Source organism: Olsenella phocaeensis, from assembly GCF_900120385.1.
GTDB lineage: Bacteria > Actinomycetota > Coriobacteriia > Coriobacteriales > Atopobiaceae > Olsenella_I > Olsenella_I phocaeensis.
Genome location: NZ_LT635494.1, coordinates 376,200 through 392,796, shown reverse-complemented (window position 1 = coordinate 392,796; position 16,597 = coordinate 376,200). Strand labels below are relative to the sequence as shown.

The window sequence follows — 16,597 nt, the reverse complement described above, 5'->3', positions numbered from 1 at the left end:
CCGCCGCCCGCGCCCAAGGTGCCGGCGGCAGCCGAGGCCCTCGGCCACTCTCGCCTGGCCGTGGCTAGTCCTCCAGGGCCGCCCTGCCGTAGGCGTCGGCCGCGAGCATGGCGTTCGCGACCTTCTGGGGCGTGACCTCGAAGGGCATGTTGTGGAGGGTGTCGTTCTCCGCGCAGGCGAGCTTCGCCACCTCGAGCACGCGCTCCCAGCTCGCGTCCTCCACGCCCAGCTGCGCGAAGGTCACGGGCAGGCCGACCTCGACGCAGAAGTCGAGCACGTCGTAGAGCTCGTCGGCGTCCTCGAGCACGAGCTGGGTCAGGGTGCCGAAGGCCACCTTCTCGCCGTGGTAGCAGGAGTGGGTCTCGGGCATCGCGGTGAGGCCGTTGTGGATGGCGTGCGCGCCCGCCAGGCCAGCGGACTCGAAGCCCAGGCCCGAGAGCAGGGTGTTGGCCTCGATCACGTTCTCCACGCTCTGGGTGCAGGCACCTGCCTCGAGGGCGAGCTTGGCCTTCATGCCATCCGTCATCAGGGTGTCGTAGCAGAGCTTGGCGAGCGCCATGGCGGCGGCGGTCACCTTGTCGCCGGCGCAGGTGGTGGCGTCGGAGCGCCTGCAGGCGCGGGCCTCGAAGAAGGTCGCGAGCGCGTCGCCCATGCCGCTCACCGTGAGGCGCACGGGGCTCTTCGAGATGACGTCGGTGTCCATGAGCACCAGGTTGGGGTTGGCCTTGAAGAACTGGTACTCCTTGAACTGCCCCTCGGGGGTGTAGATGACCGAGAGCGCCGAGCAGGGGGCGTCGGTCGCGGCGATGGTGGGGACGATGACCACGGGCGCGTCTACCCCCGAGGCCACGGCCTTGGCGGTGTCGAAGATCTTGCCTCCGCCCACGCCCACCACGACGTCGGCCTGAGTCTCGCGGTACGCGGCGACCAGGCGGTCGATCTCGTCCTGGGAGCACTCGCCGTTGAAGCTGTCATACGCGAGCTCGACGCCGGCGTCGGCGAAGCTCTTCGAGACGAGGTCGCCGAAGCGCCTGATGCCACCGGCAGAGATGACGACGAGCGCCTTCTTGCCAAAGGCCGAGACGTAGCCGCCCAGGCGGGACAGCTCGCCGGGCCCCTGGACGTACTTGGACGGAGAGATGAAGATGCGTGCCATGGTGCTTCCCCTTTCGCCGTATGCGTGCGGCCGGGCATGTGCCACGGGCCACGTCCCCCAGTGTAGGGCAGCGAGCAGGGGCCGCCCCAGCGTCGTTGCGTGTAATTTCTCGCCTGATGGGCTTGGCGGGACAGCACGACGGATGCTGGCGTACCATCTTGTCGGCCACTGCCCCAGAGGGGTACCAGGAGGAACGGAGCGACCCAGGATGCACGCAGGCTTTGACAACGACAAGTACATCGAGATGCAGGCGGCGCGGATCCGCGAGCGTATCGACCAGTTTGGCGGCAAGCTCTACCTCGAGTTTGGCGGCAAGCTCTTCGACGACTACCACGCAAGCCGCGTCCTGCCCGGATTCGAGCCCGACTCCAAGGCGCGCATGCTCCGCCAGCTCGCGGACGACGCCGAGGTCGTCTTCGCCGTCAGCGCCATCGACATCGAGCAGGGCAAGCGCCGTGGAGACCTGGGCATCACCTACGACGAGGACGTCCTGCGCCTGATGGACGTCTTCCGCGGCATGGGGCTCTCCATCGGCGGCGTGGTGATCACCCGCTTCTCGGGCCAGCCCAAGGCCGAGGCCTACCAGGCGCGCCTCGAGCAGATGGGCATCGAGGTCTACCGCCACTATCCCATCGCCGACTACCCCTCCAACATCGACCTCATCGTGTCCGACGAGGGCTTCGGCAAAAACGAGTACGTCAAGACCACCAAGCCGCTCGTCGTCGTCACGGCACCGGGCCCCGGCTCGGGCAAGCTGGCCGTCTGCCTCTCGCAGCTCTACAACGAGCATGTGCGCGGCATCGAGGCCGGCTACGCAAAGTTCGAGACCTTCCCCGTCTGGAACCTGCCCCTCAAGCACCCCGTGAACGTCGCCTACGAGGCCGCGACCGCCGACCTCGACGACAACAACATCATCGACCCCTACCACCTTGAGGCCCACGGAGAGGTCACGGTCAACTACAACCGCGACGTCGAGACCTTCCCCGTGCTCCGCGCCATGATGGAGAAGATCGCGGGCCACAGCCCCTACCAGTCCCCCACCGACATGGGCGTCAACATGGTGGGCTACTGCATCAGCGACGACGACGCCTGCCGCAAGGCCGCCCTGCACGAGATCGTCCGGCGCCACTACTGGTGCGCGGAGAAGATCGCCCGCACCGGCATCGGCGAGTCCGAGCTGAGGAAGATCGGCCTCCTCATGAAGGAGGTGGGCGTGGACAAGAACCTCAACCCCGCCCACGCCGCCGCGCTGCTCAAGGAGGAGGTCACCGGCAAGCCCGCCGGCGCCATGGTGCTGCCCGACGGCAGCGTGGTGACGGGCAAGACCTCCGAGCTCCTGGGCGCCGCCTCGTCGCTCCTGCTCAACGCCCTCAAGCGGGTGGCCGGGGTGGAGAAGGACCACTGGGTGGTCTCGGACGAGGCGCTCGCGCCCATCAGCCGGCTCAAGACCACGCACCTCAAGAGCAAGAACCCGCGCCTGCACTCGGACGAGACCCTGATCGCCCTCTCCATAAGCAGCGCGTCGAACCCCGAGGCCAAGCGCGTGATCGAGGCCAGCAACCAGCTGCACGGCTGCACGGCGTACTTCTCGGTGATCATCAGCTCCACCGACGAGCGCGTCTACCGCAAGCTGGGCATCAACGTCTGCTGCGAGCCCAAGTTCGAGCGAGGCACCTTCTATCACCGCTAGGGTCCTGGGGGTAGTACGCTCCCCCAGGGGCGTCGACCGAGGGCGATTCTCGGTGCCTTATGCTTCCCGCGCAAACCATTCCTGGCGTGCGCGGGACATTCTTCTGACCTGCGGCGCTGCGATTAGCCGCGCAAGTTGGCGGCAGTTTGCGCGCGAGTCGCACGCCTTCACGCGCAGCGCAGGCGCGGTTTGCGCACGAGTTCTTGCTCACCAGGCAAAACGCAAAACCACGCGCAAGTTGGCGGCAGTTTGCGCGCGAGAACTCCTATCCCCACACCTGACGCCGCCCCTCGCGTAGTCGTAAATGACCAGCTCAGAGCAGGGTTACGAGCAGCTGCCCGTTAGCTATGTGCCAGCTGCGTGCAAGCTGGATTTATCTTCTCGCCAAAAACTGTCCCGGAGCGGGCTAGCGTTGATGCATGGAGATCACGTTCTCGCATACCACGGCACTGGCGCTTCTCAGGGCGCAACGGCGGGGAGAACTATGCACAAAGAACGCCCGGCGCATGGATTGCCCGACCACGCGGATACGCCTTGGACGACACGACAAAGCAGAACTTCTCGAAGCGTTTCTGGAGCCCCTGGGCAACGTCGCCTCCGAACTTGCCACGGAAGCGACACCCTTGGAACACCTTGTCAGGTCTGCGGGGGAGAGAAGCCATTCTCCCCTATTGAGGGGCCACCTAAGCGGAGCGACGCTGCCACCCGACTCGTTCCTCCGGCTCGCTCCCGGCATTGCCATCTCGTCGCCCGAGCTCGCCTTCGCGCAGATGGCAGAGACCCTGACGGACGCGCAGCTCCTCGCCCTGGGCATGGAGCTCTGCGGCAGCTTCGCCTGCGACCCGCTCGGCCCGGCGCGCAATCCCGCCCGTTACGGCCTGCCACCCCTGACGAGCCAGGGCAGAATGCTCTGGTTCCTCTCGCACGCAAGGGGGCTCCGCGGCAGAGAGCGCGCCAGGAGGGTGGCGGCGCTCGTCGCCCCCAACGCCTGGTCTCCCCGCGAGGCGATGCTGGCCGCGCTCCTCCTGCCGCCCGCACAAGAGGGCGGGTTTCCCCTGGCACCGCTCACGCTCAACGTTCGCGTCTTCCAGGCTGGCGCGCCTATGACCAGGCCCTCACGCGTCCCGGACATCCTGCTCGAGGGCACGGGCGTGGGCCTCAACTACGACGGCCACGACCACCTCGCGCTCGCGTCCCTCGAGTCCGCCGCGATTGCTGTGGCATGCGACCCAGGCAGCGCCGAACGTCAACACGTGGTCCAACGGCTGCGGACCCAGATACGCGAGAGGTACGTCGACGACCGTCGCCGGGACCGGGACCTCGCGAGCCAGGGCCTCGCCATCCTCCCTGTGACCGCCGAGGACCTGAGGGGACCCGCCGGCCTTGAGCTCCTCCTATGCCAGCTCGTCTCCTGCACCGAACGAAGGACGGGGAGGCGAGATAGGTGGGCCCGCGCAATGCTGGAGGACCCGACGCTCCAAGCGGCTCGTGCCAGGATCCTCAAGGAGCTGCAGCTCTGGTATTCCAGGTCTCCGCGCGCAGCTAACACGTAGTTAGCACGCGTTTCGCAGATGAGCTGCGCAAACGGCGCACAATTTGCGCGCGTCTCTCAAATGACCTGCGAAAACGACCAAAGACGCGCAAACTGCCCGTGGGCTGCGCGCCGCATCACCCCCGCCTCGCGCAAACTGCCCGTGGGCTGCGCGCCGCATCACCCCCGCCTCGCGCAAACTGCCCGTGGGCTGCGCGCAAGATTCTCGTGACCTGCTCAAACGAAAAATCCCGCGCAAGTCAGAAATGACCTGCGCGGGACCCAAACCTCCCCGCGACCCGAGCCACCGCCCGAGTCGCCTGTCTACGCGATTAGTAAACCTTACAGCACGTGGACGTCACTCGCGTGGAAGTCGAGGAAGGCCTTCTCGCCCACCTCGTAGATCCTCTTGTTCTTGGGGTTGAACTCGGTGATCTTGACCAGGTGCTCGCCGCAGCGCACGTGGTAGTTCTGGTAGTGCCCCATGAAGCGCGAGAGCACGACCTCGCAGGGCAGCGCGCCCTCGTCGGCCACGTGGGCGGACTCCGGCCTCAGCACCAGCGTCACGTCGTCACCCACGGCCTTGCCGTTGCGCTCGGCGACCTCGATGGCACGGCCCTCGACCATGACCTGGCCGGACTCGCCGTCGATGGACGTCAGCTTGCCGCGCAGGAAGTTGGACTCGCCGATGAAGTCGGCCACGAACTCGTCCACCGGGCGGTAGTACACGGTGTGTGGGTCGCCGATCTGGTCGACGACGCCCTTCTTCATGACGATGATCTTGTCCGAGAGTGCCATGGCCTCGGACTGGTCGTGCGTGACGTAGACGGCCGTGATACCCGCCTCCTGCTGGATGCGGCGGATCTCGGTGCGCATGTCCACGCGGAGCTTGGCGTCGAGGTTCGAGAGCGGCTCGTCGAAGAGCAGCACGCCCGGCTCGATGACCAGCGCGCGGGCCAGGGCGACGCGCTGCTGCTGGCCGCCCGAGAGCTGGTTGGTCATGCGGTCTTCCATGCCCTCGAGGCCCACGAGCCCCAGGATGTTGGTGACCTTCTCGCGGATGGTGTCCTTGTCCATCTTGCGCAGCTTGAGGCCGTAGGCCACGTTGTCGAAGATGTTGTAGTGCGGGAGCAGCGCGTAGCTCTGGAAGACCATGGCCGTGTCGCGCTTGTTGGGCGTGAGCTCGTTGATGGCTTCCTCTCCCAGGTAGATCTCTCCCTCGTTGGGGCTCTCGAATCCGGCGATCATGCGCAGGATGGTGGTCTTGCCGCAGCCGGAGGGTCCCAGCAGCGTCACGAACTCGCCGGGCTCGATGTTGATGTTGGCGTCATGGACGGCATAGAAGTCCTTGCCGGTCTTGGGGTCCTGGTAGATCTTGGAGATGTGCTCCAGGCGCACGCCCTTCTTCTCCTTGGCCATGGCTTAGTCCTCCTCGGTGGTCTTGATCTTGGCGCTGGTGCCGAAGTGCTTGATGGCGACGTTCATCAGGAGCACGGCGCCGTAGGTGATGGCAATGAGGATCGTGGCGAACGCGCAGGCGACGCCGTAGGCGCCCTTCTCGGCGTACTCGTTGATCTGCACCGTGATGAGCAGGAACTGCGGCGTCACGAGCAGGATGATGGCCGAGATGGCGGTGATCGAGCGCACGAAGGCGGTCACGAGGCCCGAGAGGAACGAGTCCTTGATCAGGGGCAGCGTAACGGTCATGAAGACCTGCAGCGAGTTGGCGCCCATGTCGTAGGCGGACTCCTCGATCGACTTGTCGATCTGCCTCAGGGCCGAGATGCCCGAGCGCGTGCCGGTGGGCAGCGAGCGCACGATGAAGACGATGATCAGGATGGCACCCGTTCCATAGAGCCCCTGCATGAGGCCGGTGTGGAAGATGCCGCCCGAGAAGCCGCGGATGTAGCCGACGCCCAGGACGGTGCCCGGGACGGCCATGGCCAGCATGGACACGGCCTCGATGAAGCCCTTGGTGCGGAAGTTCCTCTTGACCACCAGGTACGAGATGATCATGGAGAGGAGCGCGGTGATCGGGCTCGCGATCAGCGACAGCAGGAAGGAGTCGCGGAAGGCCTGGAAGCCGTGGTGCATGGTAAAGACCTGCTGGAACCACTTGGTGGTCAGGCTGAAATCGTAGCCCCAGGTCTTGAAGAGGGCGCCGAAGGGCACACAGACGTACATCATGATGACGAAGATCGCGATGGCGCCACAGAGGGCCGAGAGGGGCAGGCGCACGGAGTTGTCGGTGATGAGCATGCGCGCGCGGCTCGCCTTGCCCGTGAGGGTGGCCGTGGACTTGGCCTCGAGCACGTACTTCTGGACCACGAACATGGCCAGGGTGATGAAGAGGAGGACAACCGCCATCGCCGCGGCGCCCTGCTTGTCGTAGGCGCCGGTGATCTGCAGGTAGATCGAGGTCGCCAACGTGTCGTAGGAGCCGCCGATGAGCATGGGGTTGGCAAAGTCGGCGATGGACTCGATGAAGGTCACCAGGAAGGCGTTGCCCAGGCCCGGGAGGATCAGGGGCAGCGTGACGGAGGTGAAGACCTTCCAGCGGGAGGCGCCCATGTCGCGGGCGGCCTCCTCGAGCGACGGGTCGATGTTCTTGAGCAGGCCGCGGAACATCATGTAGCAGACCGGGAAGAAGGTCAGGGTCTGCACCAGGGCGATGCCCCAGAAGCCGTACACGTTGTTGTCATAGATGCCCAGCAGATAGCGGGTGATGATGCCCGCCTTGCCGAAGAGCATGATGACCGAGAGCGAGAGCACGAACGGCGGCGAGACGACGGGCAGCATCGAGACGACCTTGAACAGGCCGCTCACGAACCTCGTCTTGAGCTGCACGTACTCCTCCACGTAGGCGAAGAGCAGCCCGATGAGGGCAGCCAGGATGCCGACGAGGAAGCCCACCTTGAGCGTGTTGGTGATCGCCGTGTCGAAGGACGGCATCGACAGCACGCGCTTGAAGATGTCGAGCGTGGGGCCATTCTCCCCCACGATGCTGTCCACCATCAGGATGGCCAGCGGATACAGAATGAACAGCGTCAGGAACGCTATGAGCACGGCAATGGTGGTGACCATGATCGGGTCGGCCATCAGCTTCTTGCGGTCAAGCTGGGCGCTCTGGTTCTTTGCCATTGCTCCCCTTCCCAGGTCGTGGGCCAATACGGCGCGCACCCCGATGCAGAAGAGCCGGGCGGATGGAATCTCCACCCACCCGGCTCGCTGCCGCGTCAGGGCGCGGTTGGGGCTTCTCCGCTACTCGGTCTGGAAGCGGCTCGTGTCGCCGGTGTTGGCGCCGGAGCTGGCAAGGGCCTTCATGATGTCGTCGACGTACTGCTCGGTGTTGGCCTTGGCGTCCGCGAAGTCGTAGTTCATGACGTTGTCGGGGTCGAGGCCGAACTGGCTGACGACCTCGGGCTGCTTGGCGTCGTCGATGACCAGGAACTGGTAGGCGCCGACCTCCTGTGCGCGCTCGACGCACTCGGGCGAGAGGGCGTACTCGATCCAGAGCTTGGCGGCGTTGGGGTGCTTGCAGCCCTTGAAGATGGCCGTGGCGCCGACCTCGTAGGACGCGCCGGACGAGGGGATGGACATGCCGATGTTGCCATAGCCGTTGTCGACCATCTGGAAGACGGCGTCGTGCAGGAAGCCCAGGCCGATGGTGCACTCGCCGGTGCCGACGTTCTTGGAGGGGCCAGAGCCGGACTTGGTGTAGACCTGGACGTTCTTGTCGAGGTCTACCAGGTACTTGATGCCCTCGTCGTGGCCGTACTTCTGGATGACGGTGTTGAGGATCAGCTTGGCGGTGCCGGCCGTGTTGTAGTTGGACATCCAGATGAGGTCCTTGTACTTGTCGCTCAGGAGGTCGGGCCAGTCGGTGGGAGCCTCGAGGGACTTGCGCTCGAGCTCGTCCTTGTTGAAGAAGAAGCCCAGGATGCCCTTGTAGATGCCGTACCAGTTGCCGTCGGGGTCGCGGTAGACGTCACTGATGAGGTGGCTGGCGTTGTTGGCCTGGTAGGGCTCGAGAATGCCCTTGGTGACGGCGACGTTGTAGGGGTCGGTGGTGCCACCGAACCAGACGTCGGCGGAGGGGTTGCCCTTCTCCTCCTCGACCTTGGACTCGACCTCGCCGGTGGAGAGGCGCTGGTACTGGGTCTCGATGCCAAAGAGGTCCTGGAAGTGCTGGCAGCAGGCCGCGACGTGGGCCTCCTCGCAGGAGCCGTACACCACGAGGGTGCCTTCCTTCTTTGCCGCGTCGATCATCTCCTGCGAGGCGATGCGGCTCAGGTCCTTGCCGGAGTCCTTGGCGGCGTCGGTGGCGGCGCCGTTGGACCCGCCGCCACAGCCGGCGAGACCGGCCGTCACTGCAAGAGCCGCAGAGCCGGCGAGGAAGTTCCTACGGGTGATGTGTGCCATGTCGTCCCTCCATAAATGGTTTGGGCTGATGTTTGCTCGGGGCCGGCTGGCCCACTCCGCCTACCATGGCACCCAAGCGGCGCAAGATGTGGTGCCAAGCAGGCAGCTATCGCCAAACGGTATGCAAGGGGTGACCAATAGCATGCATGCCGGCCACCAATGGCACGCGGGCCGGCCGACAAGGCCAGCCCGCGAGAATCTAAGCCTGCGAGAAGTACGCCAGGGCGATGCCCCCGGGACCCACGTGGGTGCCCACGGTGCTCCCCACGGTGTGCACGGGGATCTCGTCGAGCCTCCCCTCCCAGAGCCAGCGCGAGTCCTCCACGTACTTCCTGAGCAGGTGGTCGGAGGGGCCCGAGTAGCCGATGGCGAGGGGTAGGCCGATGTCGATGCCGCCGGAGCGCTCCACCTCCTCGCTGAGGAGGTTGCGGCCGTTCTTCGACCCACGCGCCTTGCCCAGCGTGACCACGGCGCCATCGCGGATGGCAACGACGGGCTTCACCTGCAGCATGGTCCCGATGCCCGCGCTCACGGCGTCGATGCGCCCGCCGCGGCGCAGGTACTCGAGGGTGTCGAGCAGGGCCACGAGCCTGACGTCGCCCCTCTTGCGCATGAGCTCCGAGGCGATCTGGTCGGCGTCCCTCCCCTCGGCCGCGAGCCTCAGCGCGAGCTCGACCAGGATGCGCTGGCCCAGGCAGGCGTTGAGGGAGTCGACCACGTGCACGCGACCACCGAAGCCCTCCGCCGCCACGACGGCGCTCTGGTTCGTGCCGCTCAGCTTGCTCGAGATGGTGACGCATACCAGCTCGTCCTCCGGCCCCTCGAGCGCCGCCTCGAAGGCCTGCTGCCACTCGAAGGGCGTGACCTGACCCGTAGTGGGAAGCTCCTCTCGCTCGACGAGAAGCTCGTAGAAGCGGGCGTGGTCCAGGTCCACGCCATCCTTGAAGGTCTGGTCCCCGAAGCTGATGGAGAGGGGCACCACCCTCAGCCGGGGATCGTCGATGTCGTCTATGTCCGACGCGGAGTCGGTGATGATGCGCACTGCCATGTCTCTACCTCTCGCCGATCTTGGACAGGTTGTCCCTTATGGAGCCGAGGGCGCGGTACATCGCCGCGCGGTCGGGCTCGTCGACGCCATGGGCCGCTCGGGCCACGACGTCCTCGATGATCTGGTTGACCTCGCGCATGGTGCGAAGGCCCCTCTCGGTCAGACGGATGGGGGACTTGTAGCGCGTGCCCCCCTCGGGCACGTCGATCCCCACGAAACCGCCGCGCTCGAGCGCCGCCACCGTGCGCGAGACCGCGGCCCGGCCGTTGCCGATCAGCCGCGCGAGCTCGGNATGCGGTTGACCTCCTTGCCCACCGCAGAGACCAGCCCGACGAAGTCCTCGAAACGCGAGTCCACGCTCCCCCCTTCTCCCAGGCCGGCCGATGCGGCCCCATTTGTTGATTGGCCAACATTCTAGGCTTGTATGTTGAGCAGTCAACAAGTTTGTGGGACGTACGCGCACAAACCACAGACTGCCTGCGCTCAGCCCGACGTTTGCCCAGCTCACAAGAAAACAGCGCGCACCCCACGGATGGAATGCGCGCCAAACCGCCCTTCCCTCTACTGGCGACCCACATCGTAGCCCGCGGCCTAGATAAGCGAGAGGAGCTCCCTCTTGCAGTCGAGGAAGTCCCGCGTGAGCGCGAACTCCGCCGCGCTCGTGCCCGACGCCGGTCGCGGCACGGCCAGCTCCGCCACGACGCGGCTGGGCACGCCGGACCTCGGGTCGCCGCGAAGCACGTACACCCTGCTTGCCATGGTCACGGCCTCGTCCACGTCGTGGGTGATCACCAGCGAGGCGATTCCCAGCTCCGTAGCCATGTCGCAGTACCAGCTGCGCAGGTCGACCCTCGTGAGGGCGTCCAGGGCGGAGAAGGGCTCGTCCAGGAGGGCGACGTCGTTTCCCATGAGGTAGGTCCTCAGGAAGGCAGCGCGCTGCCGCATCCCGCCCGAGAGCTCCGAGGGCCAAAGGCCCTCCGTGCCGGCGAGGCCGAAGCGTTCGAAGAGCGGCAGCGCCCTCTCGCGCGCCTCGGCGCGGGGCGTGCCCGCGATGGTCAGGGGCAGGCAGACGTTGTCCAGGATCCTGCGATTGGGCAGGAGGAGGTCCTTCTGCAGCATGTAGCTCACACGCCCGGGGACGCCGGTCACGTCCTCGCCGTGCAGGAGCACCTTCCCCGCGAGCGGGCGGGCGAGGCCCGAGAGCGCATGCAAGATGGTGGTCTTGCCGCAGCCGGACTTGCCCACCAGGCAGGCCACCTCGCCAGGCCGCAGCGCGAGGCTCACGTCCTCCGCCACGACGTGCGCGCCCCCGTCCCAGGAGAGGGTCAGCCCCCGCGCCTCGAGGGCGAGCCCCTCTCCCCCGCCCGGTCGCGAGCGAGACGTGGCCGCCGTCGCCCCGGTGGCCACCGTCGCCACGTCCGCCGACGCCACGTCCGCAGACTCCGCGTCCGTCGCCCGCTCCCCCGGCACCTCCTACGCCTCCAAGTAGTCCGCGGTCCAGCCAGCGTCCACGTCGATCTTGTTGGCGACCAGGCCGTTGTCGTTGAGCCACTGGAAGTAGCGCGCCCAGCGGGCCTTGTCGATGACGCCCCAGCTCGCGGCGTCGGCCACATACTGGTCCTTGAGGTAGGACTGGCTCTGCCTCACCAGGGCCGCGTCGAGCTCGGGCACCTCGGCACAGAGCAGGTCCGCCGCGGAGTCGGGATCCTTCACGGCGTACTCGTAGCCGCGTCGGACCGCGCGCAGGAAGGCCTTCACCACATCGGGGTTCTTCGACGCGAACTCGGGGTTGGCCGCGATTACCGGCGTATAGAAGTCGAACACCTCGTCCATGTCGATGAAGCTGAAGTAGTTGACGTCATAGCCCTGGACGGCGGCGTTCTGCACCGCCCAGCCCTCGTAGACCCACACGGTGTCGAACATGTTGGCGCGCAGGCCCGCGATCTCGTCGTCCACGGCGTAGGGGACCATCCTCACCTTCGAGTAGTCTCCGCCGTCGGCCTCGACCACGTCCTTGATGGTCGCCTGCTCGATGGGCATGTCCCAGGTGGCGTAGACGTGGTCCTCCATGCCCTTGGCGGAGGTTATCGCATCCTCCTTGCGGCTCATGATGCCGGAGGTGTTGTGCTGCAGGATGGCAGCAACCGCCGTGACGGGGAGGTCGGGCGAGTTGCTGAGCACGTTGGCGATGTAGTCCTGGTAGCTCACGCCGAGCTGGGCCTGGCCCGAGCCGATCATGGTCTCGGCCGTGTCCTCGGCGGGTTGGACGATGCTGACCTCCAGGCCCTCCTCGTCGAAGTAGCCCTCGTGCTGCGCCACGTAGATGCCCGTGTGGTTCGTGTTGGGCGTGTAGTCCAGACAGAAGGTGACCTTCGTCTTCTCCTTGGTGTCGGCGGCGGGCGCGGCGGTGCCGGCGCCGCAGCCGGCGAGCACAAGCGAGCTCGCGGCGGCGGTCGATGCGGCGATGAGGCCACGGCGGCTGAGGTTGGCAGTGGTGACGAAGCTGTTCATCTCTATTTCCTCTCTGCCCTCTTCCAGGGCATGCAGATGCGTTGCAGAAGGTCGACGCCGGCCATGAGCGCCAGCGAGAGCGCCGAGATCAGCACGATCACGGCGAACATGCGGTCGTACGAGAAGGACTTGCGCACGCGGGTCATGTAGACGCCCAGGCCAGAGAAGCCGCCCAGCCACTCGGCAATCACCGCGCCCACGATGGCGTAAGTGGCGCTGATGCGCAGGCCGCTGAAGAACTGCTCGGCCGCAGCGGGGAGCTTGACCTCCCAAAAGACCTGCCAACGGGTGGCGTTCATGGTGCGCATGAGGTCTATGAGGTCAGGGTCGACCGAGCGGAAGCCCCCCACGAGCGAGACCGTCACCGGGAAGAAGGTGGTGAGCACGATGAGAACCACCTTGGGTGCCAGGCCGTAGCCGAACCACAGCACCAGAAGCGGCGCCACGGCGACGGTCGGGATGGTCTGCGACAGGGTGACGAGGGGCTCGAAGGCCAGGTAGATGATATCGAAGCGGTCCATGAGCACGGCGAAGGCGAAGCCCACGGCGCAGCCGATGGCGAGTCCCAAGGCGGCCTCGGCCAGGGTCGTCGCGGCATGCGCGGCAAGGAGTGGCAGGTCGCCCGCGAGGGCGGCAACCACCTGGACGGGCGTGGGCAGCAGGAAGTTGGGAATGAGCCCCCCTGTCACGACGAGCTGCCACAGGGCGAGGAGCGCCGCGACGGCGAGGAGCGGGACCAGGACCTTGCGCGTGCGCGAGGGCGTGGTCACCTAGGCCACCGCGCCCTCTGCCTTGGGGGCGAACTCGGAGTCCGTCTGGTGGTACTTGCCGATCTTGTGCTCGGTGGACATGACGTCGCCGCCAGGACGGTACGAGATCTTCACGTAGCTGGCGCTCTCGGCGCAGCCGGCCTTGGCACCTGCCTCGATGCAGCGCTTCACGAGCTCCATGCAGGCGTCGAAGTCGCCTTCTATCGCGGTCTCGAAGGGCCCGACGTAGTAGTCGAGGCCCGAGGCGTCGATCGCGGCGATGACCTCGTCCACGATGCGGCAGACCTCGTCGTCGGGGCCCGCGTTCATGGGCAGGTACTGGAGGGCAACGGAACAGTTCATAGGCACTCCCCTCTGCGGGTGCCTCGCGGCGGCCCGCCTAGACCGGGACCCGCGCAAAGCGTGTGCCTTGGTCCCTACGCTGGCATTACCCAGATCAGGTACGGGCGGCAGCCGTCGGCGGCCGCCCCAGGGTCAGGGGCGCCTTGGCCCCAATCTCAGCCGGCGTGCGCCAGCTCCCCTTTTTTCGACAAGCATTATAGTGCTTTGGATGTGGCACATCACACGATCCCTGACGGGGTGCCGGGGTGGGATGGTCCGCAGTTGGATTTATCACCGCCCGAATCCGAACCGCCTTTCCTCCGACACAAAGCGGATGAGGTTCTCGTGGATGACGCCACTACGCTTCTGCAGCAGATGATCGCAGGTGAGGAGGTATTTGGGATAGCCGTCGCGGGCCTTCTCGAGTGATGCGTATTCGCGGTCCTCGGTGGAGCGCTCGGCGATGGTATAGGAGACCTGCACGTACGAGTAGTCCTGCGCACCATCGCGCAGGATGAAGTCGCACTCGAGCTTCCCAATCCTACCGACACTTGCGGAGTAGCCTTGCGCGCGGGCGTACTCGTACACCACGTTCTCGAGCACGGGACCGTAGTTGATGCGATTGTCGGTGTTGAGGGCAAAGTAGAACCCGAGATCGGCAAGGTAGTACTTCTGCTCGCGGGCAAGAGAGCACCTCGACTTCATGTCGAAGCGCGGACAGCGGTAGAGAATCTTGGCCTCTTCAAGAACGGTGACGTAGCGGTGCACCGTCTCCTCCTTGATGGGTACCCCCTCGACATCACGGAAGTATGCAGCGATGTTCCTGATGCTCGTCGTCGACCCAAAGTTGTTGATCATGTAGTCTCGGACGCGCTCGAAGACCGACACATTACGCACCTGAACACGGCGTTTGACGTCCTTCTCGAAGATCTCACGCACGACACCTTCGACGTAGGTCCGCTTCTCCGCCAACGTGGCGAGGTCGACCGCGCGGGGAAAGCCGCCCTCGAGGATGAAGTGGTCGAACTCCTCGGCGACATTGGGGCTTATCTCCTTCCCGTAGAGGCGTTTCATCCCCTCGTACTCAGCAAAAGTGAGCGTAAAGACCTCGAACTCCAAGTAGCGACCGGTGAGCTTGGTGGCGAGCTCGCCGGAAAGCAGGTAGGAGTTCGAGCCTGTGATGAAGATGGAGTGTGTCCCCTCCCCACGCCAAGCGTTGAGCACCTCCTCGAAGCCCTCAACGTTCTGCACCTCGTCAATGAAGAGGTAGGTCATGCCCTCCGGGGCCGAGACGCGCTCGATGAGCTCGTCGAGCGCGTCCGCAGTCCTCACCTTGCGGTAGCCGCGCGAGTCGAGGTCGAGGAACACGAGGTTGCGCTCCGGCACGCCCTGCTCCGCCAGCTCGTCGGCCACCATCCGCATGACGGTGGACTTCCCGCAGCGACGCACCCCCGTGATTACCTTGATAAGGTCAGCGTGCTTCACGAAGGGACGGATCCTCGAGAGGTAAAGCTCGCGCCGATAGATAGGCTCCATACATGTCTCCAAAGGCGTTTTAGGGTAGTACTCTTACAAATTTTAACAGAAGTACCACCCTATAAATGGTTTTATATAGCCTTCGATATTTCAACAAGATCAGGAACCGCATCGCCATAAACGTCAAGTCTCAGGGCTTCCATGGTCACTCCCGTCTGATGGGGTTGCCAGTCTCTATCGAGGCGATCAGTAATCTGTGAATGCTTTCGGCAGTCCAATACTCACCCTCGGAGAGAAAAGGTGCCTTATTGGAAGTCACATAGAACTCTCGCGCGACCTTCGCCTCATCCTGCAGTCCCAGCGAATCAAAAGCGACGGTCTCCGCCTCTTGGTCGAGACATACGATTCTCATGCACTGCGCTCCATGCGCGCCAGACTCCCCAATTGGCTCCTGACAAAGGTAAGGCGTCTCGACATAGGGGCTGGGCCCGTCGAAAAAACTTGTTTCCGTGCATGCCGATGCGCTGGTTGAACGAGTGCATCCAAGTATAGGAACCACCCTCGGTCGAAGACCAAACCTCGGCTTCGGTTCCCTCCGTACAGAGAGCCCACTCGTCTACGGCGCTCACTTTTTCGATGAGCTAATCAAGCTCTACGAGCGTTTTCTCGACGAGCTCAGCCGGGTGGCAGCCGCCGTATGGCCCCGCCGCCGCCCGCCACGACGACCGTCGCGACAGCCCGCCACGACGACACCCCATGCCCCCGACGTGTCAGAATGGCCCCGAAGGGAGCCGCATGTCACTGTCCCACCTCATAGACGGCCTGCTCGGACGCGTCGCGCCCATGCGCGTCGTGGCACGCTACCCCCACGGCATGTTTGGTCCCGTCCGCGTCCTGGACACGCATGATGTGGACGGCCTGCCCGTGCGGATCCTCGAGGTCGACGGCAGCTGGCAGAGCGCCACCTACCTGGACGACGGCTGGTGCGAGCTGGCCTTCCCCTACCATCGCCTCTACGACGACGTACTCGTGGCCGCCCATGCCACCGGCAACGTCCTCATGCTGGGCGGAGGTGCCTGCGCCTACCCCAAGTACGCCATCGCCCACCATCCCGAGGCGACGGTCGACGTCGTCGAGGTCGACCCCCTCATGCTCGAGCTCGCACGGCGTCACTTCTTCCTCGACCGCCTCGAGGAGCGCTACCATGCCCAGGCGAAGGGTCGCCTGCGGCTGCACCAGGCCGACGCCCTGGACTTCCTCCGCACGACGGACCAGCGCTACGACGCGATACTCAACGACTGCTTCCAGGCGGAAGAACCCCTCGCAAGCCTCTCCTCGCCCGAGGCCCTCGACCTTGTCCGCACTCGCCTCCTGCCGCACGGCCTCTACCTCATCAACGTCGTGAGCGCACTCGAAGGGCCGGGCTCAGCTCCCCTGGCGGGACTCCTTCCCCTCCTCGGTGAGCGCTTCAAGATGGTACTCGTCCTACCCTGCGGCGCCGACGAGGCCGCCCTGCCCGACAACAACGTCGTGGTGGCAACAGACGCCGCGCCCGAGCTCGACGGAGCCCTCGACGCAAGCGCGCTCGGCCTGTAGTGCAGGCCCCGTCCTCGCGCTCGCCCCTACGCGACAACCCAGCCGCGCGCTCGCCGCCGCACGCCAGCCTCGGCCA

At 65.5% G+C, this 16,597-nt stretch carries 14 protein-coding genes; 3 read left to right on the top strand and 11 right to left on the bottom strand.

What is annotated here, in order from left to right:
* Nucleotides 1-64: 64 nt before the first annotated feature.
* Entirely contained in the window at nt 65-1,156 is a 1,092-nt protein-coding gene (locus tag BQ7388_RS01830) for a glycerol dehydrogenase (RefSeq protein ID WP_009279542.1), read from the bottom strand.
* Between the two features lie 208 nt (nt 1,157-1,364).
* On the opposite strand from BQ7388_RS01830, the gene BQ7388_RS01825 reads away from it, so the two are divergent.
* Nucleotides 1,365-2,846 (top strand): DUF1846 domain-containing protein, encoded by a 1,482-nt coding sequence (locus tag BQ7388_RS01825; protein WP_009279543.1) that lies wholly within the window; start codon nt 1,365-1,367, stop codon nt 2,844-2,846.
* A 770-nt stretch (nt 2,847-3,616) separates the two neighbouring features.
* A complete protein-coding gene (locus BQ7388_RS01820; RefSeq protein ID WP_129583129.1) occupies nt 3,617-4,399 on the top strand; it encodes a hypothetical protein in 783 nt (260 codons plus the stop codon).
* A 320-nt stretch (nt 4,400-4,719) separates the two neighbouring features.
* On the opposite strand, the gene BQ7388_RS01815 is transcribed toward BQ7388_RS01820, so the two are convergent.
* The 10 genes from BQ7388_RS01815 to BQ7388_RS01770 all read right to left on the bottom strand — a co-directional run bounded on the left by BQ7388_RS01815 (nt 4,720) and on the right by BQ7388_RS01770 (nt 14,985).
* Nucleotides 4,720-5,796: an ABC transporter ATP-binding protein gene (locus BQ7388_RS01815; protein ID WP_072499648.1), complete on the bottom strand. Its 1,077-nt coding sequence runs from the start codon at nt 5,794-5,796 to the stop codon at nt 4,720-4,722.
* A gap of 3 nt (nt 5,797-5,799) precedes the next feature.
* Nucleotides 5,800-7,518 (bottom strand): ABC transporter permease, encoded by a 1,719-nt coding sequence (locus tag BQ7388_RS01810; protein WP_072499647.1) that lies wholly within the window; start codon nt 7,516-7,518, stop codon nt 5,800-5,802.
* A 120-nt stretch (nt 7,519-7,638) separates the two neighbouring features.
* The gene (locus BQ7388_RS01805) at nt 7,639-8,799 is read right to left on the bottom strand and encodes an extracellular solute-binding protein (RefSeq protein ID WP_072499646.1); all 1,161 of its coding nucleotides are present in this window, start codon (nt 8,797-8,799) and stop codon (nt 7,639-7,641) included.
* Nucleotides 8,800-8,998: 199 nt separating this feature from the next.
* A complete protein-coding gene (locus BQ7388_RS01800; RefSeq protein ID WP_009279548.1) occupies nt 8,999-9,847 on the bottom strand; it encodes a DegV family protein in 849 nt (282 codons plus the stop codon).
* 4 nt (nt 9,848-9,851) lie between these two features.
* A complete protein-coding gene (locus BQ7388_RS01795; RefSeq protein WP_234946762.1) occupies nt 9,852-10,088 on the bottom strand; it encodes a hypothetical protein in 237 nt (78 codons plus the stop codon).
* A gap of 350 nt (nt 10,089-10,438) precedes the next feature.
* Nucleotides 10,439-11,317 (bottom strand): ABC transporter ATP-binding protein, encoded by an 879-nt coding sequence (locus BQ7388_RS01790; protein WP_083558188.1) that lies wholly within the window; start codon nt 11,315-11,317, stop codon nt 10,439-10,441.
* A 3-nt stretch (nt 11,318-11,320) separates the two neighbouring features.
* Nucleotides 11,321-12,358 (bottom strand): ABC transporter substrate-binding protein, encoded by a 1,038-nt coding sequence (locus BQ7388_RS01785; protein ID WP_062529949.1) that lies wholly within the window; start codon nt 12,356-12,358, stop codon nt 11,321-11,323.
* A gap of 2 nt (nt 12,359-12,360) precedes the next feature.
* Nucleotides 12,361-13,128, bottom strand: coding sequence for an ABC transporter permease (locus BQ7388_RS01780; protein ID WP_072499645.1), 768 nt, complete (start codon nt 13,126-13,128; stop codon nt 12,361-12,363).
* Complete coding sequence (locus tag BQ7388_RS01775) at nt 13,129-13,470, bottom strand: thiamine-binding protein (protein WP_072499644.1); 342 nt, start codon at nt 13,468-13,470, stop codon at nt 13,129-13,131. It lies immediately after the preceding gene.
* 270 nt (nt 13,471-13,740) lie between these two features.
* Complete coding sequence (locus BQ7388_RS01770) at nt 13,741-14,985, bottom strand: ATP-binding protein (protein ID WP_072499643.1); 1,245 nt, start codon at nt 14,983-14,985, stop codon at nt 13,741-13,743.
* A 735-nt stretch (nt 14,986-15,720) separates the two neighbouring features.
* On the opposite strand from BQ7388_RS01770, the gene BQ7388_RS01760 reads away from it, so the two are divergent.
* Nucleotides 15,721-16,521: a spermidine synthase gene (locus tag BQ7388_RS01760; protein WP_072499642.1), complete on the top strand. Its 801-nt coding sequence runs from the start codon at nt 15,721-15,723 to the stop codon at nt 16,519-16,521.
* Nucleotides 16,522-16,597 lie beyond the last annotated feature (76 nt).